The 23,096-nt window shown below is 70.0% G+C and carries 24 protein-coding genes; 8 read left to right on the forward strand and 16 right to left on the reverse strand.

Annotated features, from left to right (window positions below):
- Window positions 1-50: 50 nt before the first annotated feature.
- The 8 genes from E0497_RS17115 to E0497_RS17150 form a co-directional block, all read right to left on the reverse strand.
- Entirely contained in the window at window positions 51-989 is a 939-nt protein-coding gene (locus E0497_RS17115; RefSeq protein WP_137726002.1) for a DUF6779 domain-containing protein, read from the reverse strand.
- Window positions 990-1,047: 58 nt separating this feature from the next.
- On the reverse strand, window positions 1,048-1,515 hold the full coding sequence (locus E0497_RS17120) for a DUF3180 domain-containing protein (protein ID WP_137726003.1): 468 nt from the start codon (window positions 1,513-1,515) through the stop codon (window positions 1,048-1,050).
- 5 nt (window positions 1,516-1,520) lie between these two features.
- A complete protein-coding gene (gene folK, locus E0497_RS17125) occupies window positions 1,521-2,027 on the reverse strand; it encodes a 2-amino-4-hydroxy-6-hydroxymethyldihydropteridine diphosphokinase (protein WP_137726004.1) in 507 nt (168 codons plus the stop codon).
- Entirely contained in the window at window positions 2,024-2,410 is a 387-nt protein-coding gene (gene folB, locus E0497_RS17130; RefSeq protein ID WP_137726005.1) for a dihydroneopterin aldolase, read from the reverse strand. The genes folK and folB overlap by 4 nt, the downstream gene beginning before the upstream one ends.
- Window positions 2,403-3,224 (reverse strand): dihydropteroate synthase, encoded by an 822-nt coding sequence (gene folP, locus E0497_RS17135; RefSeq protein WP_137726026.1) that lies wholly within the window; start codon window positions 3,222-3,224, stop codon window positions 2,403-2,405. The genes folB and folP overlap by 8 nt, the downstream gene beginning before the upstream one ends.
- 32 nt (window positions 3,225-3,256) lie before the next feature.
- A complete protein-coding gene (gene folE, locus E0497_RS17140; RefSeq protein WP_137726006.1) occupies window positions 3,257-3,871 on the reverse strand; it encodes a GTP cyclohydrolase I FolE in 615 nt (204 codons plus the stop codon).
- 78 nt (window positions 3,872-3,949) lie between these two features.
- On the reverse strand, window positions 3,950-6,316 hold the full coding sequence (gene ftsH / locus E0497_RS17145) for an ATP-dependent zinc metalloprotease FtsH (protein ID WP_137726007.1): 2,367 nt from the start codon (window positions 6,314-6,316) through the stop codon (window positions 3,950-3,952).
- 223 nt (window positions 6,317-6,539) lie between these two features.
- Window positions 6,540-7,901, reverse strand: a complete 1,362-nt coding sequence (locus tag E0497_RS17150) for an amidase (protein ID WP_241665941.1) — start codon at window positions 7,899-7,901, stop codon at window positions 6,540-6,542.
- 99 nt (window positions 7,902-8,000) lie between these two features.
- Here E0497_RS17150 and E0497_RS17155 point away from each other — a divergent pair, with 99 nt between their 5' ends.
- Window positions 8,001-10,259, forward strand: coding sequence for a serine/threonine-protein kinase (locus E0497_RS17155; RefSeq protein WP_137726009.1), 2,259 nt, complete (start codon window positions 8,001-8,003; stop codon window positions 10,257-10,259).
- On the opposite strand, the gene hpt is transcribed toward E0497_RS17155, so the two are convergent.
- The 4 genes from hpt to dacB are packed head-to-tail and all read right to left on the reverse strand — an operon-like array spanning window position 10,220 to window position 14,241.
- Window positions 10,220-10,774: a hypoxanthine phosphoribosyltransferase gene (hpt, locus tag E0497_RS17160; RefSeq protein ID WP_137726010.1), complete on the reverse strand. Its 555-nt coding sequence runs from the start codon at window positions 10,772-10,774 to the stop codon at window positions 10,220-10,222. The two genes, E0497_RS17155 and hpt, sit on opposite strands and share 40 nt — an antisense overlap.
- Before the next feature lie 12 nt (window positions 10,775-10,786).
- Window positions 10,787-11,770: a tRNA lysidine(34) synthetase TilS gene (gene tilS / locus E0497_RS17165; RefSeq protein ID WP_137726011.1), complete on the reverse strand. Its 984-nt coding sequence runs from the start codon at window positions 11,768-11,770 to the stop codon at window positions 10,787-10,789.
- A complete protein-coding gene (locus E0497_RS17170) occupies window positions 11,767-12,819 on the reverse strand; it encodes a zinc-dependent metalloprotease (RefSeq protein ID WP_137726027.1) in 1,053 nt (350 codons plus the stop codon). Before E0497_RS17170 ends, tilS begins: the two co-directional genes overlap by 4 nt.
- Before the next feature lie 12 nt (window positions 12,820-12,831).
- On the reverse strand, window positions 12,832-14,241 hold the full coding sequence (gene dacB / locus E0497_RS17175; RefSeq protein WP_241665942.1) for a D-alanyl-D-alanine carboxypeptidase/D-alanyl-D-alanine endopeptidase: 1,410 nt from the start codon (window positions 14,239-14,241) through the stop codon (window positions 12,832-12,834).
- Window positions 14,242-14,398: 157 nt separating this feature from the next.
- Here dacB and E0497_RS17180 point away from each other — a divergent pair, with 157 nt between their 5' ends.
- Both E0497_RS17180 and lexA read left to right on the forward strand, forming a co-directional pair.
- Window positions 14,399-14,890 (forward strand): inorganic diphosphatase, encoded by a 492-nt coding sequence (locus tag E0497_RS17180; protein WP_137726013.1) that lies wholly within the window; start codon window positions 14,399-14,401, stop codon window positions 14,888-14,890.
- A 122-nt stretch (window positions 14,891-15,012) separates the two neighbouring features.
- Window positions 15,013-15,651 (forward strand): transcriptional repressor LexA, encoded by a 639-nt coding sequence (lexA, locus tag E0497_RS17185; protein ID WP_170313002.1) that lies wholly within the window; start codon window positions 15,013-15,015, stop codon window positions 15,649-15,651.
- Window positions 15,652-15,676: 25 nt separating this feature from the next.
- Here lexA and E0497_RS17190 read toward each other — a convergent pair whose 3' ends face one another.
- Both E0497_RS17190 and E0497_RS17195 read right to left on the reverse strand, forming a co-directional pair.
- A complete protein-coding gene (locus E0497_RS17190) occupies window positions 15,677-16,930 on the reverse strand; it encodes an arginine deiminase (protein ID WP_137726015.1) in 1,254 nt (417 codons plus the stop codon).
- 13 nt (window positions 16,931-16,943) lie between these two features.
- The gene (locus tag E0497_RS17195; protein WP_277751691.1) at window positions 16,944-18,389 is read right to left on the reverse strand and encodes a basic amino acid/polyamine antiporter; all 1,446 of its coding nucleotides are present in this window, start codon (window positions 18,387-18,389) and stop codon (window positions 16,944-16,946) included.
- A gap of 200 nt (window positions 18,390-18,589) precedes the next feature.
- Here E0497_RS17195 and E0497_RS20460 point away from each other — a divergent pair, with 200 nt between their 5' ends.
- Together E0497_RS20460 and E0497_RS21015 are read left to right on the forward strand one after the other, a co-directional pair.
- A complete protein-coding gene (locus E0497_RS20460; RefSeq protein WP_161987437.1) occupies window positions 18,590-18,739 on the forward strand; it encodes a hypothetical protein in 150 nt (49 codons plus the stop codon).
- Window positions 18,740-18,972: 233 nt separating this feature from the next.
- Window positions 18,973-19,095: a hypothetical protein gene (locus E0497_RS21015; RefSeq protein WP_277751692.1), complete on the forward strand. Its 123-nt coding sequence runs from the start codon at window positions 18,973-18,975 to the stop codon at window positions 19,093-19,095.
- A 218-nt stretch (window positions 19,096-19,313) separates the two neighbouring features.
- Here E0497_RS21015 and E0497_RS17200 read toward each other — a convergent pair whose 3' ends face one another.
- Together E0497_RS17200 and E0497_RS17205 are read right to left on the reverse strand one after the other, a co-directional pair.
- Window positions 19,314-20,144 (reverse strand): crotonase/enoyl-CoA hydratase family protein, encoded by an 831-nt coding sequence (locus tag E0497_RS17200; RefSeq protein WP_137726016.1) that lies wholly within the window; start codon window positions 20,142-20,144, stop codon window positions 19,314-19,316.
- Complete coding sequence (locus E0497_RS17205) at window positions 20,144-20,785, reverse strand: TetR/AcrR family transcriptional regulator (RefSeq protein WP_421958357.1); 642 nt, start codon at window positions 20,783-20,785, stop codon at window positions 20,144-20,146. The genes E0497_RS17200 and E0497_RS17205 overlap by 1 nt, the downstream gene beginning before the upstream one ends.
- A 185-nt stretch (window positions 20,786-20,970) precedes the next feature.
- Here E0497_RS17205 and E0497_RS17210 point away from each other — a divergent pair, with 185 nt between their 5' ends.
- From E0497_RS17210 to E0497_RS17220, 3 genes are all read left to right on the forward strand, one after another.
- A complete protein-coding gene (locus tag E0497_RS17210) occupies window positions 20,971-21,963 on the forward strand; it encodes an ABC-2 transporter permease (RefSeq protein WP_241665944.1) in 993 nt (330 codons plus the stop codon).
- 15 nt (window positions 21,964-21,978) lie between these two features.
- The gene (locus tag E0497_RS17215; RefSeq protein WP_137726018.1) at window positions 21,979-22,482 is read left to right on the forward strand and encodes a YbaK/EbsC family protein; all 504 of its coding nucleotides are present in this window, start codon (window positions 21,979-21,981) and stop codon (window positions 22,480-22,482) included.
- Between the two features lie 145 nt (window positions 22,483-22,627).
- The gene (locus E0497_RS17220) at window positions 22,628-23,095 is read left to right on the forward strand and encodes a flavin reductase family protein (RefSeq protein WP_137726030.1); all 468 of its coding nucleotides are present in this window, start codon (window positions 22,628-22,630) and stop codon (window positions 23,093-23,095) included.
- Window position 23,096: the final 1 nt, after the last annotated feature.

Consider the following 23,096-nt stretch of genomic DNA (forward strand, 5'->3'; position numbering starts at 1 on the left):
TAGCCCCGCACGAAGTCACGTCGCCACGGCCGGTCGACGTGATCTGCAGCTCACTCGGCGCGACGACGCCGCCTCGGCCCCGCGTCCGCGGCCTGCCGCGACTCGAGATTCGCCATGATCTCGGCGACCGAGAGCCCGTTCGCGTGCGCACCGCTGTCGGGGTCTTCTGCCAGTCGGCGGGAGCGACGGGAACCCGGACGCGGCTCGTCGAACTCGTCCTCCAGTTCGGTCTCGGCCTCGGCCTCGGGTTCGATCTCGAGTTCCGGTTCCGTCTCGTCGACCGGGGCCACGTCCACGGCAAGCTCCGACTCGACCGCGACCGCGTCCTCGACCACGTCCTGAGACTCGACCACGTCCTCGGCCTCGATCGGCGGGATCACCGTCGTCTCCGCGGTGACCGGGGCGTCGTACGGGGTGGCGAAACCGGGGCCGCTCGGTGTCGGTGACGCCTCACGATCGGGGTCCGGCCCCGGACGGCCGGGCACGAACAGGCCCGACGCGGCCGGCTGATAACCGCCGGCCAGTTCCTGCACCCGCGTCGACTCGGCGCGCAGCGCGACCCGGTCCTCGGGCAGCCGGCCGTCGAACAGGACCTCCAGGTTGCGGCGCAGTGCGGCCAGTTCGTCCCGCAGCGCCGCCAGTGTCTCGGCCTCGGCGCCGAGTTCGCCGCGTACCCGCGCCTCGACCCCGAGTTCGTACTCGCGGCGGGCGGTGATCTCCCGTTCGAGCTGCAGTTCGTACACCTTCTGCAGGTCCCGGACCTTCGCCTTCTCGAGCGCCGATTCCCGGCGGTACTTCGTCATGGCGAGGGCACCCAACGTCGCCGCCCACAATGCGACGACCAACCCCACTCGGAGCAGTTGGACACTCTCGCTGAAGATGAGAAAGAGAGATGCCACCACGGCGAGCACCACCAGCCCGGCAACGACCATCTGGCTCGTGCTGCGGCGGTTGCGGCGTACTGGCTTGGCGCGACCCGGAACCGTCATGTATTTCAGGGTAGCGGCAGATCCGGACGAACCTGATTCGGCGACATTTCGGACACGCTCAGTGGGCGGGTCGATCCGACAGGTCGTCGGGGGTGCGGCAGCAGTGTTCGAGCCACAGGGCCGCCCCCACCAGCACGACTGCCGCGATCAGTCCGATGATGACGCCGGGGCTGTCGGACACCGCCGCCCGCAGATGCGACCGCTGCGGCCACAGGAAGACGAGGAAACCGGTCCACACCCCGGCGCTCGCGGCCCCCACCAACGCCGACGCCTTCGCCAGGGCGGCCGCGCGGGCCGCCGTGATCGGATGCAGCTGCCGCGGGCCGGTCCCGATCGCATGATCACGGACCCGCGCCCGGATCACGAACGCCAGTACCGTCTCGATCACCGCGACCGGGTACAGCGAGGCACCCGCATAGACCGGGATCGGGGGGAGGGACCCGTACGAGACACGGACCAGCAGCCAGGTCGCGACGGCGGCGAGCAGCGCCAACGACAGCACGTCCCAGATCCGTGTCGGCTTCATCCCGGCTACCGTAGTTCCAGCGACCGCGGCGTCCGGCGTACTCCGGCGATGTCGGCCGCATCGAGACCCGTGAGCAGGTCGTCGACCCGCGCCGGACGGCCGTCGACGACGAGGACCGCGTCCGGTTCCACGGCGAGCCACGGCACCAGCACGAACGCCCGCTCGTGGGCCCGCGGATGCGGCAACGTCAGTTCCGGGTCGTCGCTGCGGATGTCGTCGCACGTCACCACGTCGACGTCGAGGGTCCGCGGCCCCCACCGCTGCTCCCGCACCCGGTCGGCCTCCGCCTCCAACCGCTGCCCGCGACGCAACCATTCCCGGCTGTCGGCACCCGGATCGTCGACGATCACCGTCGCGTTCAGGAAGTCCTGCTGCTCGACGCCGCCCCACGGCGCCGTCGCGTAGACCGGTGAGACAGCGACGATCCACTCCCGCAGACCGTCCACAACCGCCTGCAGGTGCCCGAAACTGTCGCCGATGTTGGAACCGATCGACAGGACCGCGCGGCTCACCCCGCGTCCCCGGTACCGGTCCGGGACCGGACGGCGACCACCGCGACATCGGAGAACGTCAACGGGATCGGCGCGGACGGCTTGTGCAGCACCACCTCGACCCGTCGCACCCGCGGATCACGCATGACGTCGTCGGCGATCTCCGCCGACACCGTTTCGATGAGGTCGCGCACCGGTCCCGCGACGATCGCGGCGGCCCGCTGGGCGAGTTCGCCGTAGTCGAACGTGTCCCGCAGATCGTCCGACGCGGCCGCCGGCGCCAGATCCATCCACAGGGTCACGTCGACGAGGAAGTCCTGGCCGTCCCGCTTCTCGTGGTCGAACACACCGTGGTGGCCGCGGACCCGCAGCCCCCGCAACTCGATCCGGTCGAACTCATTCACCCGGCACCTCCTGGCTGCCCCGTGCCCACGCGCCCGCCACCGCGATCGCGTCCAGCGACGCCTGCGCGTCGTGTACCCGTACCCCCCACGCGCCGTGTGTCACGGCGAGCGCCGAGATCACCGCGGTCGCCACCTCACGGCCGTCCGGTGCCCGGACGGTGCCGTCGGCGTCGGCCAGCAGCGACCCGAGGAACCGCTTCCGGGACGCCCCGATCAGCACCGGGAATCCGAGATCGTTCAGTTCCGACAGCCGGTGCAGCAGCTGCCAGTTGTGGTCCGGATCCTTCACGAAACCCAGTCCCGGATCGAGCACGAGCGCCCGCGGATCCACCCCGGCCGCGACCGCGGCATCGACCTGCACCATCAGTTCGTCGCTCACGTCACGGACCACGTCGCCGTAGTGCGCGGACCCGCCCGCGTGCACGAACGCGCCCGCCGGACGCCAGTGCATGAGCACCCACGGCACCCCCGCGTCGGCGACGACCCGCGCCATGTCCGCGTCGGCACGGCCACCGGACACGTCGTTGACGATCGACACACCCGCGTCGATCGCGGCCTGGGCCACCGACGCACGCATCGTGTCGACGCTGACGGCGATTCCCTCGGCCGCGAGGTCCGCGATCACCGGGGCGACCCGAGCGGCCTCCACGTCCGGGTCGACGCGGGACGCGCCCGGCCGCGTGGACTCCCCGCCCACATCGACGATGTCGACTCCGAGCCGCTGCAGGTGCAGGCCGTGTTCGACGGCGGCGTCCCGGTCCAGGTACCGGCCGCCGTCGGAGAACGAATCGGCGGTCACGTTGAGGACACCCATCACGACGGGGCGTCCGGGGCGGGGCAGGGCGATCACTTGCGCAGGATCAGATCCAGCGCCTCGGCGCGGGAAGCGGAGTTCGACTGGAACAGCCCACGCACCGCCGACGTCGTCGTGCTCGCGCCGGGCTTGCGGATGCCGCGCATCGCCATGCACAGGTGCTCGGCCTCGACGACCACGATCACGCCGCGCGGATCGAGCTTGCGGACGAGCGCATCCGCGACCTGGCTGGTGAGCCGCTCCTGCACCTGCGGGCGCTTCGCATACAGGTCCACCAGGCGGGCGAGCTTCGACAGCCCCGTCACCCGGCCGGTCTCGCCGGGAATGTAACCGACGTGCGCCACACCGTGGAACGACACCAGGTGGTGCTCGCACGTCGAGTACATGGGGATGTCCCGGACCAGGACGAGTTCCTGATGGCCCTCGTCGAACGTCGTGTTCAGGACGTCGTCCGGGTCTGTGTAGAGCCCTGCGAACACCTCGCGGTAGGCGCGTGCGACACGGGCCGGGGTATCGAGCAGTCCGGGACGATCGGGATCCTCACCGACCGCGATCAGCAGTTCCCGCACCGCAGCCTCGGCGCGGTCCTGGTCGAACGGCCTTCCCGTCATGAGCGCGGACTCACTCCCCAACTGATTCACCGACAACCGACCGTACCTCCAGTATCGGGGCTGAATGCCCTGGCCCACACCGGGTGGGCCAGGGCAAGCCTAATTGCGAGCGGACTACTGAGGACCGGTCGGCCCCTCCCATGCCTGGGTCGGCGTATCGCCCTCGTGCTGCCCGGGCCGGTCGTCACCGGCCCGCCCGGTCCCCGGATCGCCGGGTGGGCGACCGGAACCGCTCTGCGGTCCGGCCGGCGGACGCGGCGGCTCCCACTGCGGGTAGTGCTGCCAGTTGCCCTGCGGTTGGCCCTGACCCTGGCCCGGGTCCGCCGGTTCGCGCGGCGGCCAGCCCGGAGCGGACCAGCCGGCCGGGGCGCCGTAGTCGGGACGGGTGCCCGGTGCCGGCGGCTGCTGCGGCTGCGGCTGCGGCGCACCCGGATGCGGGGCGGGCCGCCCGAACGGCTCGGGGGCGGTATGTCCGTTGACCGGCGGCGCCGCACGATGCTCCGCGAACGTCGGCTGCGGTGCCGGCTGGGACACCGGTTCCGGCGGCCACGTCTCGCCGCGCTCGGTCGCCAACTCCCGCGGCGTCTTGATCGGCGGCTTGGTCGACGGCGTCCGGTCGCCGAACACGTTGAACTCGGTGATCCGCGGGCGCTTCACGACCGTCGACAGGATCTGCTCGAGATCCTTGCGGGTGAGCGTCTCGCGTTCGAGCAGTTCGCGGGCGAGTTCGTCGAGGACGTCCCGGTACTCGTCGAGGATCGACCACGCCTCGGTGTGCGCGGCCTCGATGAGCTTGCGCACCTCCTCGTCGATCTCGCGGGCGATCTCGTGCGAGTAGTCGGAGTTCATGCCCATCGACCGGCCCAGGAACGGGTCGCCCTGTTCCTGCCCGTAGCGGACCGCGCCGAGCTTGGCGCTCATGCCGTACTCGGTCACCATCGCGCGGGCGATCTTGGTGGCCTGGTCGATGTCGGACGACGCACCCGTGGTGGGCTCGTGGAACACCAGTTCCTCGGCGGCACGGCCACCCATCGCCATGACGAGGCGGGCGATCATCTCCGACCGCGTCATCAGGCCCTTGTCGTCCTCGGGGACGGTCATCGCGTGGCCGCCGGTGCGACCGCGCGCGAGGATCGTGACCTTGTAGATCGGTTCGATGTCCGGCATCGCCCACGCGGCGAGCGTGTGCCCACCCTCGTGGTATGCGGTGATCTTCTTCTCGTGCTCGGAGATGATCCGGCTCTTGCGGCGCGGTCCGCCGATCACCCGGTCGACGGACTCCTCGAGCGCCGCCTCGGTGATCACGGCGCCGTTCTCACGGGCGGTGAGCAGCGCGGCCTCGTTGACGACGTTGGCCAGGTCGGCGCCGGACATGCCGACGGTGCGCTTCGCGAGCCCTTCGAGGTCGGCGTGCTGGTCCAGCGGCTTGCCCTGCGAATGCACCTTCAGGATCGCGCGGCGACCCGCGAGGTCGGGGTTGCCGACCGGGATCTGCCGGTCGAATCGGCCGGGCCGCAGCAGTGCCGGGTCGAGGATGTCGGGGCGGTTGGTGGCTGCGATCAGGATGATGCCGGTGCGGTCACCGAAGCCGTCCATCTCGACGAGCAGCTGGTTGAGAGTCTGCTCGCGCTCGTCGTGGCCGCCGCCGAGGCCGGCGCCACGCTGGCGGCCGACGGCGTCGATCTCGTCGACGAAGATGATGCACGGGCTGTTCTGCTTGGCCTGTTCGAACAGGTCGCGGACGCGGGAGGCGCCGACACCGACGAACATCTCCACGAAGTCGGAGCCGGAGATCGTGAAGAACGGGACCCCGGCCTCGCCGGCGACGGCCCGCGCGAGCAGCGTCTTACCGGTGCCGGGCGGGCCGTACAGCAGCACGCCCTTGGGGATCTTCGCGCCGAGCGCCTGGTAGCGCGACGGGTTCTGCAGGAAGTCCTTGATCTCGTAGAGTTCCTCGACGGCCTCGTCGGCGCCGGCGACGTCCGCGAACGTCGTCTTCGGCAGATCCTTCGACAGCTGCTTGGCCTTCGACTTGCCGAAGCCCATCATGCCGCCGCGGCCGCCTCCCTGCATGCGGCTCATCACGAAGTAGAAGATGCCGAGCAGGATGATCATCGGCAGCACGAACAGCAGGATCGACGTCAGCCAGCTCTCCTGCGTGACGCTGGTGTTGAACTTCTCCGCGCCGGACGCGGCGACCTTGTCGAAGATCTGCTCGGACGCCGCCGCCGGGTACTTCGCGATGATCTCTTTCTGACCACCGGTCGCGTCGTTGCCGTTGTCGAGCCACAACCGCACCTGCTGTTCGCGGTCGTCGATCTGCGCCTTGTCGACGTTCTTCGCGTCGAGTTGCGCGATCGCCACCGAGGTGTCGACCGATTTGAAGCCGCGGGTGTCGTTGCCGAAGTAACTGAAGGCGTAGATCACCAGCAGGACGCCGGCGACGATCGCCACATTGCGGAACACTGTCTTGCGGTTCATACAGGTTCGGCCCGGGTGGCCGGTCCTTTCGGTAGTGCGGGCAACTCGGTAGCACGGGCCCGGCAGTCCGGACACCTCAGATTACCGTGACGACGACGCTCGACGCGTGTCCGCGGCCGACCGTCCCCGACGGGTGACGTCACCGTTTTCAACGCACGACGACCCCGGTTCGGTTCCCGCCGCGGCGCGAATCGTGGCCGGGCGGCACTGTTCGTGCCGGATGTCACATCGGACAGTGTCGTGGCCACCGTCGGAGGCGCTCGAGTTCGGCGGCGACGGCGAGGACCGTGGTCTCGCCGCCCGGGGGTGCGACGACCTGCACACCGAGGGGTGTCCGTGAGTGGGAGTGCATCCCTGCCGGCACGGTCGCGGCGGGCCAGCCGAGGACGTTCCACAGCGCACTGAACGGGGCGTAGCGGACGTTCGCGGCGACGTTGGCCGCCCATGATTTCTCGCTCCACGCGAGCGCCGGGATCGGGGGCTGCGCGAGCGACGGTGTCAACACCACATCGAAGTCCGCGAAGAAGTGCAGCATCCGCTGCTGCAGTCGCCGGACCTGCCCGTCGCGGACCAGTCCGGCGCGTTCGACAGCCCGCCCGATCGCCGCGTGCCGGCGGGTACGCGGCTGCAGTAGCGCCGGGTCGAGGCCGGCGGCGTCGGACGCGGTGCCCGCCAGCCACCGGGTGAAGGCGACGGCCATCGTCGGCGGGTACGGGATGCGGGTGGCCGTCGTGTGGTGCCCGGCCTCGGCCAGGGCGCCGGCGGCGTCCCGCGTCCCGTCGGCCCATTCCCGGTCGACGCGGACGATCGGGGACGGGGTCCCCACCGCGACACCGATCCGCAGCGGACGCGGCGGCGAGGTGCGGGCGAGCCCCGGATCCGCGGCGAGCACGGACAGCATCAGGGCCGTGTCCTCGACGGTCGCGGCGATCGGCCCGTTCTCCGACAGTCCGAACCACGAGTGCGCGCCCAGTTCGGCGGGGACGAGTCCGCGGCCGGGTTTGAGGCCGACGACACCGCACGCGGCGGACGGGATCCTGATCGATCCCATGCCGTCGGCGGCCAACGCGATCGGGACCATGCCGGTGGCGACCGCGGCCGCGGATCCGCCGGACGAGCCGCCCGGCACCAGGTCCGGGTTCCACGGGTTGCGGGTGATCACGCCCGGGGAGTCGGCCGACCCCCACACGCACAGTTCCGGGACGGCGGTCAGCCCGACCGGGATCGCACCGGCGGCCCGCAACCGGGCGACGGTCGGATGGTCGCGGGCGGACGGGGTCGGGTCGGTGGCGGCGGAGCCGTCGCGCATCGGTTCGCCGCGGACCGGGACGTTGTCCTTGATCGCGACGGGCACCCCGGCCAGCGGCAGGTCCGCGAGGTCGGCGCGGTCGGTGAGGGCCGCGGCCTCGGCGCGGGCACGGTCGCCGAATACGCGCACGAACGCCCGGATCGGCGGGTCCCGCTGCTCGATGCGGCGCAGTGCGTCGTCGACGACGTCGACCGGGGACAGCGTTCCGGCCCGGACCCGGGCGGCGATGGCAGTGGCGGTGAGGTCGTCACCGGCAGTTTTGTCGGGATCTCGCACCTGCCGAGTATGCCGCGGCCGGCGATAGTATTTCGAGTAACCCGAGGGGTGAGTCCCGCCCACCCCACCGCGCTCCCCTTCCCCGGACGGTGACGAGTGATGGACGGTTCTCGCACGGTGTCCTTCCTCGCCGACGTCGTCGCGCGCCTGGCGACCGCGTGGGACTCGGTCGGCGCCGACGATCCCGGCCCGGATCTGGAGGCGTTCCTGCCGGGTGGGCTGCCCGCCGGGGACGCCTTGCGGCGGGCCGCGCTCGTCGAACTGGTCAAGGTCGATCTCGAATATCGGCTGCTGCACGCGAACCGGCAGAAGCCGTTGACGGCGTATCGGGACGAATTCCCGGAGTTGACGCCGCTCCCGCCGGACCTCGTCTACGAGGACATGCACCTGCGCCGACGCGGCGGGCATCCGGTCGACACGGACGCGTTGCTGCGCGAGTTCCCCGAGCACACGGGACTGATCGAGGGCGCGGACACCGACACCTACCGCAGCACGCTCGTCGCGCAGCCGGGGGTGCGGCAGACGCTCGACCGGGTGGACGTCGGCGACCGGGTCGACGAGTTCGATCTGGTGACCGCGCTCGGACGTGGGTCGTTCGCGCGGGTGTTCCTGGCTCGGCAGCGGTCGATGCAGCGGATCGTGGCGGTGAAGATCTCCCACGATCACGGCACCGAACCGCAGACCCTCGCCCAACTCGACCACGACTACATCGTGCGGGTCTTCGATCAGCGGCGGCTTCCCGACAGTTCCCTCAAGCTGCTGTACATGCAGTACGTGCCGGGCGGCACGCTGCTCGACGTCGTCCACCGGCTCCGCGACCTGCACGGCGACGACCGCCCCGACTCGGGCCGGTTCCTGCTCGAGTCGGTCGATGCGGTGCTCGAACGCAAGGGGGAGCTGCGGCCGAGCGGTTCGAGTGTCCGCGCCGAGGTGGCGGCCCTGTCGTGGCCCGAGACGGTCGCGTGGCTGGGCCGGCGGCTCGCCTCCGCCCTCGACTACGCCGACGGCCGCGGCGTCCTGCACCGGGACATCAAACCGGCGAACGTGCTGCTCACCGCGGAGGGGGTGCCCAAGCTCGCCGACTTCAACATCAGTTTCAGCGACCGGGTCGTCGGGACCAGCCCGGTCGCCTACTTCGGGGGTTCGCTGGCGTACATGTCACCCGAGCAGCTCGAGGCGTGCCATCCGGGTCTTCCGGGTTCGGCCGGGGACCTCGACGTCCGCAGTGACCTGTTCGCGCTCGGGGTGATGCTGTGGGAACTGTTGACCGGACGCCGGCCGTTCACGGACGAGCCCGACGCGGGCGAGTCCGCGACGTCGCTCGGGCGGATGCTGGCGCTGCGCCGGCGCCCGGTCGCCCCGGCGCTGGTCGACGCGTTGCCCGACGACTGCCCGGCGGCGCTGCGCCGGGTCCTGCTCACCTGTCTGGCCCCGGACCCTGCCGACCGCTGGTCGACGGGCGCCGAGCTGGCCCAGCAGTTCGACCTGTGCCTGGACGCGCGGGCCCGCGACCTCGTCGACCCGCCCCGCGGCAGCTGGCGGTACCGGTTGCGGCCGTGGATGGTGCCGATCGTCGCGCTCGGGGTGGGCGTCCCGAACACGCTGGCGGCGCTGTACAACTACCACCACAACAAGACGCTGATCATCGACGAGCTGTCGGCGGAGGCGCAGCAGCGGTTCGGCGAGATCTCGCAGGTGATCAACTCGATCGTGTTCCCGCTCGGGATCGTGGTGTGCCTGTACTTCCTCCGGAACGTCGTCACGGTGCCCCGTGGTCTGCGGCGCGGCCGCGGCTACGACGCCACCGCCCTGGCCCGGGCCCGCGCCGACACACTGCTGATGGGTGACCGGATCGTCGCGGTGGTGTTCGCGCTGTGGCTGATCGCCGGTGTCGCGTTCCCGGTGTCCCTGCAGATCGCGGCCGGCGGGCTGCCGCAGGGCGCGTACGTGCATTTCCTCGGGTCGCAGATCGTGTGCGGCGCCGTCGCGGTCGCGTACCCGTTCTTCCTGGTCACGTTCTACGCGGTGCGCTGCCTGTACCCGTCGCTGCTGCCGCACGGCATCACCAGCAGCAGCGACGACCGTCGGCTACGCGGCCTGGACCGCCGCAGCACCATGTACCTCGCGGTCGCGGCGTCGGTGCCGCTCGTCGGGGTGGCCGGGGTGACGTTCCTGTCCCCCGACGAGATCTCCCTCGTCGTGTACGCGGTGCGGGTGCTGTGCGTCGGCGGGGTGGCCGCGTTCGTGTTCGTGTATTGGCTGTTCCGCCTGCTGGAGGAGGATCTGCGGGCACTCGAACGGGTCGTGTCCGGCAGCGGCTATCCGCCGTACACCTTGGGTTCGAGGGTGCCGATGTAGGGCAGGTCGCGGTAGCGCTCGGCGTAGTCGAGGCCGTAGCCGACGACGAACTCGTCGGGGATGTCGAAGCCGACGTGCGCGACCTCGACGTCGACCTTGACGGCCTCCGGCTTACGCAGCAGCGTGACGACCTCGAGCGACGCCGGGTTGCGGGTCTTGAGGTTGCGCATCAGCCACGACAGCGTCAGCCCGGAGTCGATGATGTCCTCGACGATGAGGACGTGGCGGCCGGCGATGTCCTTGTCGAGGTCCTTGAGGATCCGCACGACACCTGACGACGACGTCGACGATCCGTAGGAGCTGACCGCCATGAATTCCATCTGGGTGGGGATCGGCAGCGCCCGCGCGAAGTCGGTCATGAAGAAGATCGCGCCCTTGAGGACACCGACGAGCAGCAGATCGCCCTCGGGTGCTCCGACCGGATAGCGTTCGGCGATCGCCGCGGCCAGTTCGGCCGTCCGCTCCTTGATCTGCTCCTCGGAGATGAGTACCGATGCGATGTCGCCCTCGTACACGGAGCATTCCTCTCAGTCGTTCACGAACCCCGTCGACAGCCTGCCACGCCGACGGGATGCAACCAACCTGACTCCCGGCCGGCCGCCGCCGACCGCGACCCCGCCCTGCCCGTGCCAGCGGCCGACGAGATCGTCGACAGACCGTAACTGCTTGTCGGTCAAGGCTTTTGCGCCGCAGTCCAGGAGCCACGACCGTAACACCCGGCGCCGGACCGCGACGGGGATCTCGTGGAGTCGCTCGACCGCGAGTTCGCCGGGGCCACCGTCTCCGACGCGTGCTGCCGCGTACGCCTGCCCGGCGAGGGCGTCGAGCACGTCGCCGTCCTCGCGGAGTTGCCGGGCCGTGCGCCCCAGCGCGGACGCGACCCCGCCCCCGAGGACGTCCTCGAGCAGTGGCAGCACCTCGGTGCGCAACCGGACGCGGGTGAACGACGGATCCGCGTTGTGCGGGTCCTCGTGCGGGGCGAGTCCGAGTTCGCGGCACGCCTGCCGGGTCACCGACCGCCGCACCCCCAGCAGCGGCCGACCCCACGGGGCGGTGTAGTCGGCCATGCCGCGGATCGACCGGCTGCCCGAGCCGCGGGCCAGTCCCAGCAGCACCGTCTCGGCCTGGTCGTCGAGGGTGTGTCCGAGCAGGACGGGCCGGCCGTCGCGGCCGGTGTCGAGGGCGGCGTACCGGGCGGTGCGAGCGGCGGCCTCGAGCCCGCCCGTACCGGTGACGTCGACCCCGACCACATCGGCGGCAGCGCAGCCGAGGGCCAGCGCGCGGGCCGCCGCCGCGGCGGCCACCTCCCCCGATCCGGCCTGGAGTCGGTGGTCGACGACGAGGGCCCGCACCGCAGCAGCCTCGGCGACCGTGGCCGCCGTCAATGCGAGGGAATCGGCGCCACCGGACAGGGCGACGACGACCGTCCCGGCCGGGGCGTGCCGGGCCAGCCACCCGCGGACTGCGCGGCGCACCTCCAGGATCGCGGGCGTCTCGGGCAGCAGCGTCACCCGAGGACCCGGGCGATCCAGGCGTCGGGGTATTCGATCTCGTCGAGCGTCGGCAGTGTGTCGGGTCCGGTCCAGATCGTGTTGAACCGCTCCATGCCCACCCGGTCGACGACGGTGTCGACGAACTTCTTGCCGCGCACGTACTGCGCCATCTTGGCGTCCATGCCGAGCAGGGCCCGCAACAGTCGCTGCACCGGATTGGTGCGACGCTGCCGGCGGGCGTCGAACGCCGCCCGGATCCGTGTCACCGACGGCACCACGGCCGGGCCGACGGCGTCCATGACGTGGTCGGCGTGCCCCTCGAGGACGGTGCCGAGCGCAAGCATCCGGTCGAGCGCGTCGCGTTGCGGCGGCGCCTGCGTGGCCCGGATCAGGCCGATGATGCCGCGCTGGTCGGCGGGCAGATCCTCCCCGCGGCGCCGTTCCCGCAGCGCCCCCGACAGCCGGGAGACGAACTCGGTCATCGGCTCGTCGGTCGCCTCTCCGAGCGTGGCGACGGATGCGCGCATGTGGTCGCCGATCCAGGGGGCGGACGAGAACTGGACGCGGTGGGTGACCTCGTGCAGGCACACCCACAACCGGAAGTCGGCGGGCGGCACCTTCAGGGTGCGTTCCACCTGCAGCACGTTGGGGGCGACGAGCAGCAGCGTGCCGTGCTCGCCGGTGAACGGGTCGTACTGTCCGAGGATCGCCGACGACAGGTACGCGAGCATCGCCCCGGCCTGCACCCCGCCCGGTTTCCCGGACAGCAGTGTGCGCGATGCGGCATCGATGTCGGTGCCGGTCAGGTGCGCCATGGACTGTGCGGCCGCGTGGATCCAGCCGGCTCGGTCGACGACGCGGGCGGGCGGGATCGGCAGCCCGTCGGCGAGGCCGGTGACGTCCCGGACGGGGCCTTCGGCGCGCACCGACGCGTCTTCGAGGGCGGTGACGATCGTCTCCGCCGTGTACCGCGACGTGGCGGGGGCGGCGGGAGCCAGGCGGGCACCGGTCCGCGCGGCCAGGCGCCAGTCCACCGCGCCGCCGAATCCGCTGTCCGACTCCGACACCGTCACCTCACTTCACCTGCACCCACACAGCCGCAGGGCGCCGGCGACCGCGTCGAGCGCGGGCCGACTCTCCCCCGGCGGACGGTCGTTGGACATCAATGCGAATGTCAGGACCCGGCCGTCGACGTCGACGACGTACCCGGTCAGCGCGCTCGCCACCGACAGTGTGCCGGTCTTGGCGCGCACCCAGCCGGCACCGACCCGGTCCCCGGTCGCATACCGGTCGGACAGGGTGCCGGTGGCGCCCGCGACGGGCAGGTCGTCGAGCATCGGCCGCAACCGCGGCTCCGACTCTCCGGCCGCGGCGGCCAGGACGGCGTCGAGGAGACGGGCCGGGATACGTCCGTCGACGGACAGGCCGCTGCCGTCGTGCAGTGTCACCCCGTCGGTCTTGAATCCGGCGTCGTACAGGACCTGCACGACCGCTTCGGTGGCCCCGGCGAACGAGCGTTCGGCGTTCTTCCCGGCGGCGACCTCGCGGGCGATGGTCTCGGCGAGGATGTTGTCGGAGCGGCGCATCATCACGCCGAGGCGTTCCCGCAGCGGTGCGGACTGCACGCTCGCGACGCGGTCGGTGTCGGGGGTGGCGGTGCCGAGCGTGACGCGGGCCGGGTCGACGCCGAGAGCCTGGGCGAGCGCGCGGCCGGCGTCGAGGGCCGGGGTGGCGCTGCGCGGGGGTTCGTCGGCGAGCGGATCGGATCGGGCGCCGTCGAGCATGACAGGTTCGATCGGGGCGATGTAGCCGGCGGCGACGTCGTCGGGAATCCAGCCCTGCGCCAGCGCCGGCCCGGTGTAGGCGCCGGTGTCGACGACGATGCTGTCGACGGCGGTACCGGAACGACGGATCTGGTCGGCGAGGTCCACGATGCGCGGGCCGCCCGGGTAGTAGCCGGGCTGCCCCACGGGTTGCGCGGTGAGGGTGGGGTCGCCGTGGCCGACGAGGACGAGTTCCCCGGGACGTGACCCCTGCACCACCTCGGTGGTGACGCGGTGGTCCGGCGGCAGGCTCAGCATCGCCGCGGCGGCGGTGAGGATCTTGGTGGTCGACGCCGGTGTCATGGGGGTGTCGGGGCCTCGGCTCCACAACACGGCACCGGTGCGGGCGTCGGTGACGGATCCGGTGAAGTTGCCGAGCGCCGGGTTCGCCGCGACCGGGTCGAGTGCCGCGGCCAGCGCCTGCGGTGTGGGGGCGGGGGCGTCCTCGGACAGCGGTGCGACCTGCGGTGTCGCGGTGACGAGCGCCGGCTGCGGTGGCAGTGTGGCGGCGTCCTGCGCGGCGGTCGCGGTGCCGCGCTGGGTGAGCACGATCGTGGTGCCCGCGCCGGCGACGACTGCGGCCGTGGCCAGTGCCAGCAGGATCCGGACGTGGCGGCGGCGGCGTCCGGCCAGGATGCCGATCTTCTTCTTTGCCTCGGTCGCCAACGTCCCTCCGAATCCCACCGAACCGCATCTCACCGAACCGGGCAGCATCCAGCACCCGCATCACACAGTATCGCCGACCCGCTAACCTTTTCCCGAACCGTCTACCCGGGCGGGGCATCGGCGACAGCCGGAAGACTCAGACAGTGGAGGACACGACGTGGAGTTCGACGTCACCATCGAAATCCCCAAGGGCCAGCGCAACAAGTACGAGGTCGATCACGAGACCGGCCGCGTGAAGCTGGACCGCTACCTCTACACCTCGTTCGGGTACCCGGCCGATTACGGCTACATCGAGAACACGCTCGGCGAGGACGGCGATCCGCTGGACGCGATGGTGCTGCTGCCCGAGTCGGTGTTCCCCGGTGTCATCGTCGAGGCCCGCCCGGTCGGCATGTTCAAGATGGTCGACGAGGCCGGTGGCGACGACAAGGTGCTGTGTGTTCCCGCGGGCGACCCGCGCTGGGACCACGTCCAGGATCTCGCGGACGTCTCGCAGTTCGAACTGGACGCGATCAAGCACTTCTTCGTGCACTACAAGGATCTCGAGCCGAACAAGCACGTCACCGGTGCAGACTGGGTCGGCCGCGCCGAGGCCGAGAAGGTCATCGCGGAGGCCGTCGAGCGGCTGAAGACCAACGGCGGTCACTGAGCCGCACGTACTTCCCGAGAAAGGGCGGGGCCGACGATCGTCGGCCCCGCCCTTTCCGTATTTCGGGCGTGTCGGCGGCCCGCACTACGATTCGCCGGGTGACCGGTTACGACGATCTCGAGATGTTCGGTGGCCTCGACGCCAACGCCCTGCCGCCCCGTCAGCAGCGGATCCTGCTGGCGATCCGGGACTGGGTGGCAGGGCACGGGTGCCCGCCGAGTACCCGGGAGATCGCGGACGCGGTGGGATTGCGGTCGACGTCGACGGTGTCGCGGCATCTGCGGAGCCTCGAGGAGCAGGGTTTCCTGCGCCGGGGCACGGCGATGGCCCGCCAGTTGGATGTGCGCCCGTTCCTCGCCGGTTCCGGGGTGGGCCGGGCGTCGGAGAGTTCGGTGCCGGTGCCGGTGGTCGGCGACATCGCGGCGGGCGCACCGATCCTCGCGGAGGAGCATGCCGACGAGATGTTGGCGCTGCCGCGGGAGTTCACCGGGTCGGGCACCGTGTTCGCGCTGCGGGTGCGCGGCGAGTCGATGATCGACGCCGCGATCTGTGACGGCGACACCGTGGTGGTGCGCCGGCAGGACGAGGCGCAGTCCGGGGAGATCGTGGCCGCGATGATCGACGGCGAGGCGACGGTGAAGGTGTTGCGGCGCCGCAGCGGTCACGTGTTCCTCGAGCCCCGCAACCCGGCCTACGAGGTCATCGACGGCGACAACGCCGTCGTCCTCGGCAAGGTGGTGTCGGTGCTGCGCCGTATCTGACGGCGCAACACCGACCGCCGGTATCTCAGAACTCGACTTCGTCACGCACGATCGGGCAGGTCATGCAGTGTCCGCCGCCGCGGCCGCGGCCGAGTTCGGCGCCGACGATGGTGATGACCTCGACGCCCTCCCTGCGCAGCGCCGCGTTGGTGTGGGTGTTGCGGTCGTACGCGAACACCACGCCCGGTTCGGCGGCGACGAGGTTGTTGCCGCTGTCCCACTGCTGGCGCTCGTTGGCGTAGAAGCCGCCGCCGGTGGGGACGACGCGCAGTTTGTCGAAGTTCAGGGCCTCGGCGACGACGTCGACGAACTGCTTGGATTCCTCGGTCACCTCGGGCACGCCCTTGTCGCCGGGGCGCAGCGAGAACGTGTGGATGCCGTCGACGATGTCGGGGAACACGGTGACGAGGTCGCGGTCGGCGAACGTGAAGACGGTATCCAGGTGCATCGCGGCACGCAGTTTCGGCATGCCGGCGACGATGACGCGTTCGGCGGCGCCGGCGTCGAACAGTGACTGCGCCACCTGGGTGACGGCCTGCCGGGAGGTGCGCTCGCTCATGCCGACGAGGACCGCACCGTTGCCGATCGGCATGACGTCGCCGCCCTCGAACGTGGCCTGGCCCCAGTCCTGTTCGGGGTCGCCCCACCAGATCTTCGCGCCGGTGAAGTCCGGGTGGAACCGGTAGATCGCCTTCATCAGCAGCGTCTCGTCGTGCCGGGCCGGCCAGTAGAGCGGGTTGAGGGTGACGCCGCCGTACAGCCAGCACGTGGTGTCGCGGGTGTACAGGGTGTTCGGCAGCGGCGGCATCAGGTATTCACGGACACCGGTCTGCTCGCGGGCCAGGGAAATGTAGGCGGGTCGGAAGTCGGCGGGCAGGTCCGCGACGGCGAGACCGCCGATCAGGTATTCGGCGAGGGTGCGGTCGTCGAGTTGGTCGAGGTAGGCGCGCACGTCGTCGACCAGGCCGAGGCCGACTTCGTTGGCGACGATCTTGCGGTCGAGGATCCACGCCTTCGCGCCGGGGACGGCGAGGGTTTCGGTGAGGGTTTCGGTGAGCAGGTTGTGCAGTTCGACGACCTCGATGCCGCGGTCCCGCATCTTCGTGACGAAATCGAAGTGGTCGCGCTTGGCGTTCTGCACCCAGAGCACGTCGTCGAACAGCAGGTCGTCGCAGTTGGACGGGGTGAGCCGCTCGTGCGCGAGACCGGGCGCGCAGACGAGGACCTTACGCAGGGTGCCCACTTCCGAGTGGACGCCGAAGGTTGCGGGTGCAGACATCGTTTCGCTACTCCTAGATCGTGATGGCACCGGTCGCGAGACCGGCGATTCCGGTGATGGCGCCGAGGGTCACGGCCACGAACAGTGCCGCTTCCCAGGGTGAGAACAGGCGCTTGCCCGCCTCGCGTCGGGTGAGAGCGAACAGGATGGTGCCGGGGGCGTAGACGATGCACGAGAGCAGCAGGAATTCGAGCCCGGCCGCGACGATCATGAATGCGGTGTAAAAGGTGGCGATCCCGGCGAACACCAGTTCCCGGGTGCGCCGCTCGGGCTGGATGTCGGTGTAGGTTTCGCGGGTCCAACCCAGCTTGAGCGCGTACGCGGCGGCCAGCAGGTACGGCACCAGTGACAGCGCACTGCACAGCTTGAGCGTGAATGTGAACGCGTCGTCGGAGAACAGTGTCGTGAACAGCACCAGTTGGATGAGGACGGTGGTGAACAGCAGGGCGACCACCGGGACGGTGCGGTCGTTGACCCGGGACAGGAACGACGGCATGTCGCGGTCCTTCGCGGCGACGAACAGCACCTCGGAGGCCATCAGTGTCCACGCCAGGTAGGCGCCGAGGACCGAGACGATCAGACCGATGCTGATGAACCAGGCACCCCAGGTGCCGACGATCGACTCGAACACCTGCGACATCGACGGCTGCTGCAGTGCCGCGAGGTCGTCGCGCGGCATGATGCCGTACGCGACCATCGTCACCGACGCGAAAATGGCCAGCACACTGAGGAATCCGAGCACCGTGGCGCGACCGATGTCCTCGCGTTTGCGGGCGTAGCGGGAGTACACGCTGGCACCCTCGATGCCGAGGAACACGAACACGGTCACCAGCATCGTGGCACGCACCTGCTCGAACAGCGACTCGGAATAGGCATCGCCGCCCAGGAAGTTGTCGGCGAAGATTCCGGCGTCGAAGAAGAACAGTGCGACGACGATGAAGAACAGGATCGGCACCAGTTTCGCGACCGTGACGATCTTGTTGATCGTCGCGGCCTCCTGGACGCCGCGCAGCACCATGAAGTGGAACGCCCAGATGCAGACGGTCGACAGCAGCACCGCCCAGATCGTGTTGCCGTCCCCGAAGATCGGCAGCACCTGGCCGAGCGTCGACTTGATGAGCACCCAGTAGCTGACGTTGCCGACGCACGTGCTGGCCCAGTATCCGAATGCCGAGAAGAAGCCGAGGTACTCGCCGAACCCGGCCTTCGCGTAGGCGTAGACACCGGCGTCGAGGTCGGGTCTACGGACGGCGAGCGACTGGAACACGAACGCCAGCATCAGCATTCCGGTGCCGGCGACGGCCCAGGCGATCAGTGCGCCGAGTCCGCCGGTGGCCTGGCCGAAGTTGCGGGGCAGCGAGAACACGCCCGCCCCGACCATGGACCCGACCACCATCGCCGACAGCGTCGGCAACGCCATCGTCCGGGTCGTCTTCTCCGAGTTCTCTGCAGTCGTCACATCGGCCCCCACCTCGTGATCGTGTGCCGCATTCTGTGGCGGGTGCGATCCTCGCAGCAGTCCACGGCTTGCGCCCGACGCCACGCCGGACGCCACCGGTTCGATACCGATCGGGATTTTTCGCTCGTTTCACCCCGAACAAGCGTTAGAACCTGTTACAAATCGATCATCACCGTTAGCTCGACGAAGAAAGAAGCGGCATGGGATCCCTCACCAACCTGCTCCAGCAGAACGGCGTCACCGACCCGGGCAACCAGATGAAGTTCCTGGTCCTCAAGCCGTTGCTCGACGCCATCAAGCAACTCGACGGCCTCAGTGCCGGCTCGCTCGGCTCGCTCGGCCTCAGCTGACCCGTCCGCGGTCGACTCTTCCCACATCACCGACGAAGGAGGCGCCCGGATGGGTTCCGTCGAAAAACTGCTCGAGATGAACAACGCGAACTTCTCACTCGGACTCACGAAGTTGATGCCGGTCCTCAAGGCGATGCTCGCGCTCGACACCCTCAGCGTCGGCAACTGACGCCGTTCCCCCTCCCGTGCAGCGCGATCCGCGCCGCACCCCCTGTTCGACAAGGAGAATCCCCATGACCTCGGCCGAGAACCTCACCACGTTCCTCAATGCCCTGCACGCATTCTTCAGCGGCGTGCAGAGCGGTTCGCTGTCCGGCATCAGCTCGGACGCGCAGAGCTCCAATCCCGGCCAGTAGTACCGGACCATCCCCCACCACAACGAAATTCAGGAGTATTCATGGGTTCGCTCTCCGATTCCTTCGACGTCGTCGAAACGCTGATCCCCGTGATCGGCGATCTGCTGAAGAACGTGCTCGGCGGTTCGATGGTCTGGCCCGAGAACTGACGCACCGACGAGAGCGCCCTCGACCGAACCGGGTTCGGTCGAGGGCGCTCCGCCGTATGGGGAGTCCGGTCAGCGCCCCCGGAACTCAGGCGGACGTTTCTGGAAGACGGCGGTGATCGCTTCGGTGAGGTCCTCCGACGGCAGGAATGCCGCGTTCCAGGCGGCGACGTAGCGGAGGCTGTCGTGCACCGCGGCGGATCGGCCGTGGTCGAGGACGTCCTTGATGCCGTGTACGACGAGCGGCGGGTTGGCCGCGATCTCGGCGGCGGTGGCGTGTGCGGCGGCGAGGACGGCGTCGGCGTCGTCGAACACGTCGTTGACGAGGCCGATCTTCTCGGCGCGGGCGGCGTCGATGTCCTTGCCGGTGAGGGCGAGTTCCCGCAGGTGCCCGTCGCCGATGATCGCGGGCAGTCGGGCGAAGCTGCCCATGTCGGCGACGATCGCGACCTTGACCTCGCGGATGCTGAACTTCGCGTCGGTGCTCGCGTAGCGGATGTCGGTGGCCGAGATCAGGTCGACGCCGCCGCCGATGCACCAGCCCTGGATCGCCGCGACGACGGGTTTGCGGCAGTCGGCGACGGCGTTGACGCCCGCCTGCATCCGCTTGATCAGGTTGTGGAAGTCGGTGCGCGGACCGGCCTGTGCCTTGTCGGCGAGGACGGCGCCGAACTCGCCGCTCATCGCGGGCAGGTCGAGTCCGAACGAGAAGTGCTTGCCGGAGCCGGCGAGGACGACGGCCCGCACGTCGGGGTCGGCGTCGAGAGCGGCGAACACCCGGGGAAGTTCCTCCCAGAAGTCCGGGCCCATCGCGTTGCCCTTGCCGGGGCCGGTCAACGTCACCTGCACGACGTGGTCCTTGCGTTCGACAGCGAACGCCTTCCAGCTCTGCTGCTCCGTCATTACCCGAGAGTAGCTTTCCGCTGCGCCCGTGCGACAGCCCCCGCGAACAGTGCGGTGACCGCCGCTCCCATGGCCTGCTGGTCGACCTGTTCGGGGTCGACGGTGTGCTCGAGCACGAGACCCGAGATGAGCGCGGTCAGCGACAGCGCGGTGGTCCGGACGTCGAGGTCGACGTCCCATTCGCGGGCCTTCTCCGCGATGAGTTCGACGAGTTGCCCACGCAGGTAACGCCGTTCACGCAGGTAGGCCTGTTTGACGACGGGGTCACGCACCGCCTGGACGCCGAACTCGAGGACCAGCAGCGACCATTCGGAGTCGGCGATGAGCGCGGAGGCGATCGTGGCGCCGCCCTTGCCGACGGCGTCGGCAAGGGCGAGGCCGGCGATCTCGGCGAGGACCCGTCCGGCGAGGTCGAGGGAGCGCTGCGCGAACAGTTCGGCGAACAGGTCCTGTTTCGACTCGAAGTTGGAGTACACGGCGCCCTTGGTGAAGCCGGCGCGGCGCGCGATCTCCGCGAGCCGGGCCCCGGCGAATCCCTGTTCGGCGAATTCCTCGGCCGCCGCCTCGAGGAGTCGGGCGCGGACGACGTCCCGTCCCGGACGCACCGACACGGTCACTTCGTCTTGACGACTCCCAGTCACGATACCTACGGTATTCAATACCCGCGGTATCGACAAGATCGGTCGAAACCGCACGACCCCGGACGACATCCACGAAGACGACATCGAGGACACGCGTGACCACGACGACAACCGAGACGGCCCCCACCCCGGCCGCCGCGCAGGCACCCGAGAACCTGGTCGACCGCTACGGCCGCCGCACAGTGATGGCCGTACTGGTCGCCGGGGTGCTGGCCCTGCAACTCGGGTTCATCCTCAGTTACGTCGCGGCGTTCCATCAGCCGACGCCACGCGACATCGCGGTCGCGGTCGTCGCCGGTCCCGGTGTGCCCGCGACCGTCGCCGAGCAGGCCGTCGACAGGCTCGACACGATCGACGGGCATCCGCTCGACGCCCGCACCGTGACCGGCACCGCCGAGGTGCGGCAACTGCTGCGGGATCGGGAGATCCAGGGCGCGTACGTGCTCGAGGCGAACGGCACGGACACCCTGTTCACCGCGAGTGCGGGCGGCAGTTCCATCGCGTCGGCGCTCGAGGCGGTGTTCACGGAGGTGACCGCGGACCAGGACCGGCAGCTGATCGTGCGGGACGAGATCCCGGTCGGCGCGCACGACAACCGCGGTCTGTCGGGATTCTACCTGTCGATCGGCTGGGTCGTCGGCGGCTACCTGCTGGCGGCGGCGATCGGCCTGTTCCTGGGGGCCCCGTCGACGCGTCGGCAGGCGTGGACCCACATCGCGGTGATGTTCGGTTACTCGGCCGTCTCGGGTGCGTTCGGTGCGCTCATCACGACGCATCTGCTGGGCACGTTCGCCGGACACTGGTTCCCGCTGTGGCTGCTGGGTACGGGCGTGGTGTTCGCGACCGGCCTGTTCACGATGGGTCTGCGGGCGGCGGTCGGTGTCGTCGCGGTGCCGCTCGCGATCGCGGTGTTCGTGGTGCTGGGCAACCCGAGTGCCGGTGGCGCGTTCGGCGCGAACGTGATCCCGAGTTTCTACGCGGCGATCGGCAAGTGGATCACGCCGGGAGCCGGCACCGAGGGTGTGCGGTCGATCGTGTACTTCCACAACGTGGGGCTCGGCCAGCCGGCGGCGGCGCTGGCGCTCTACACGGCGATCGGTGCGGCCCTGCTGCTCGGCTGCACGGCCTGGCGGTCCCGGAAGTCGGCTGTCGATACGCCTGTCGTCGACGCGAACTAGTCCTACTCTGAGTGCATGCCCAGGCTGCTGCATCCCAGTGCGGCGCACGTCGCCGACACGTTGATCGCGCGCGGCCATCACGGGGTGATCGTCAGCCGGCCGGTGGCACGTAACGCGGCGGAAGTCGCGGCGGCGCTGGGTGTCGACGTGGGGTCCGTCGTCGACGCGCGGGTGTTCCTGCTCGACGACGAACCGGTGCTGCTGCTGGTGTCCGGGACGCACGCGGTGGACATCGCGGCGACGGGCGAGCGGTTGCAGGGCACGCTGGTGCCGGCGCCGCCCGACGTCGCGGCGGAGGTGACGGGTCAGCCTCTCGACGCGGTCGCCCCGCTGGGGCATCCCACCAATCTGCCGACGTATCTCGACGAGAAGCTCGCCGAGTTCCCGGATCTGTGGGCCTCGGCGGGGCATCCCGAGACGGTGTTCCGCACGACGTTTCCGGAGTTGCTGCGGGTCACTGCGGGGCTCGCCGTCGACGTGGGAAAACCCGGTCCGCTCAGTGAGCACAACCCTGGTTGACCGATGGGCCCGCCCCTATAGTGGCGGGCAGCCGCAACCTGGTTCGAATCGGAGAATTGTCTTGTCACAGCCTGTCGAGAACACCCCCGACCTCACCGTCGTCCCCGCCGAGGGCGGGATCGGCAACGACGAGTACAAGGCGGCGATGCGGCGGCATCCGGCCGGTGTCACGATCGTCACGCTCGATTCACCGAACGGTCCGGTGGGTTTCACGGCGACGTCGTTCGCGTCGCTGTCGATGAATCCGCCGCTGATCTCGTTCAACATCGCGTTGAACTCGTCGAGTATCGACGCGCTGCACGCGGCCGACTCGATCGTCGTGCATCTGCTCGGTGAGCACCAGCAGCACCTGTCGCAGCGGTTCTCCCGCACGGCCGCCGAACGGTTCAGCGACGAATCACTGTGGGCGCGGCTCGAGACGGGTGAGCCGGTGCTGCACGGCACCCCGATCTGGATGCGTGCCACGGTGCACCAGTTGATTCCCGCGGGCGATCACACGCTGGTGATCGGTCTGGTCACCCGCCTCCACAACGAGAACGACGACGAAGCCGCGTCGGCGCCGCTGCTCTACCACGAGGGCGGCTACCACCGGCCGACCCCTCTCGACCGGTAGT

It is taken from the genome of Prescottella subtropica (genome assembly GCF_005434945.1).
GTDB classification, from domain to species: Bacteria; Actinomycetota; Actinomycetes; order Mycobacteriales; family Mycobacteriaceae; genus Prescottella; species Prescottella subtropica.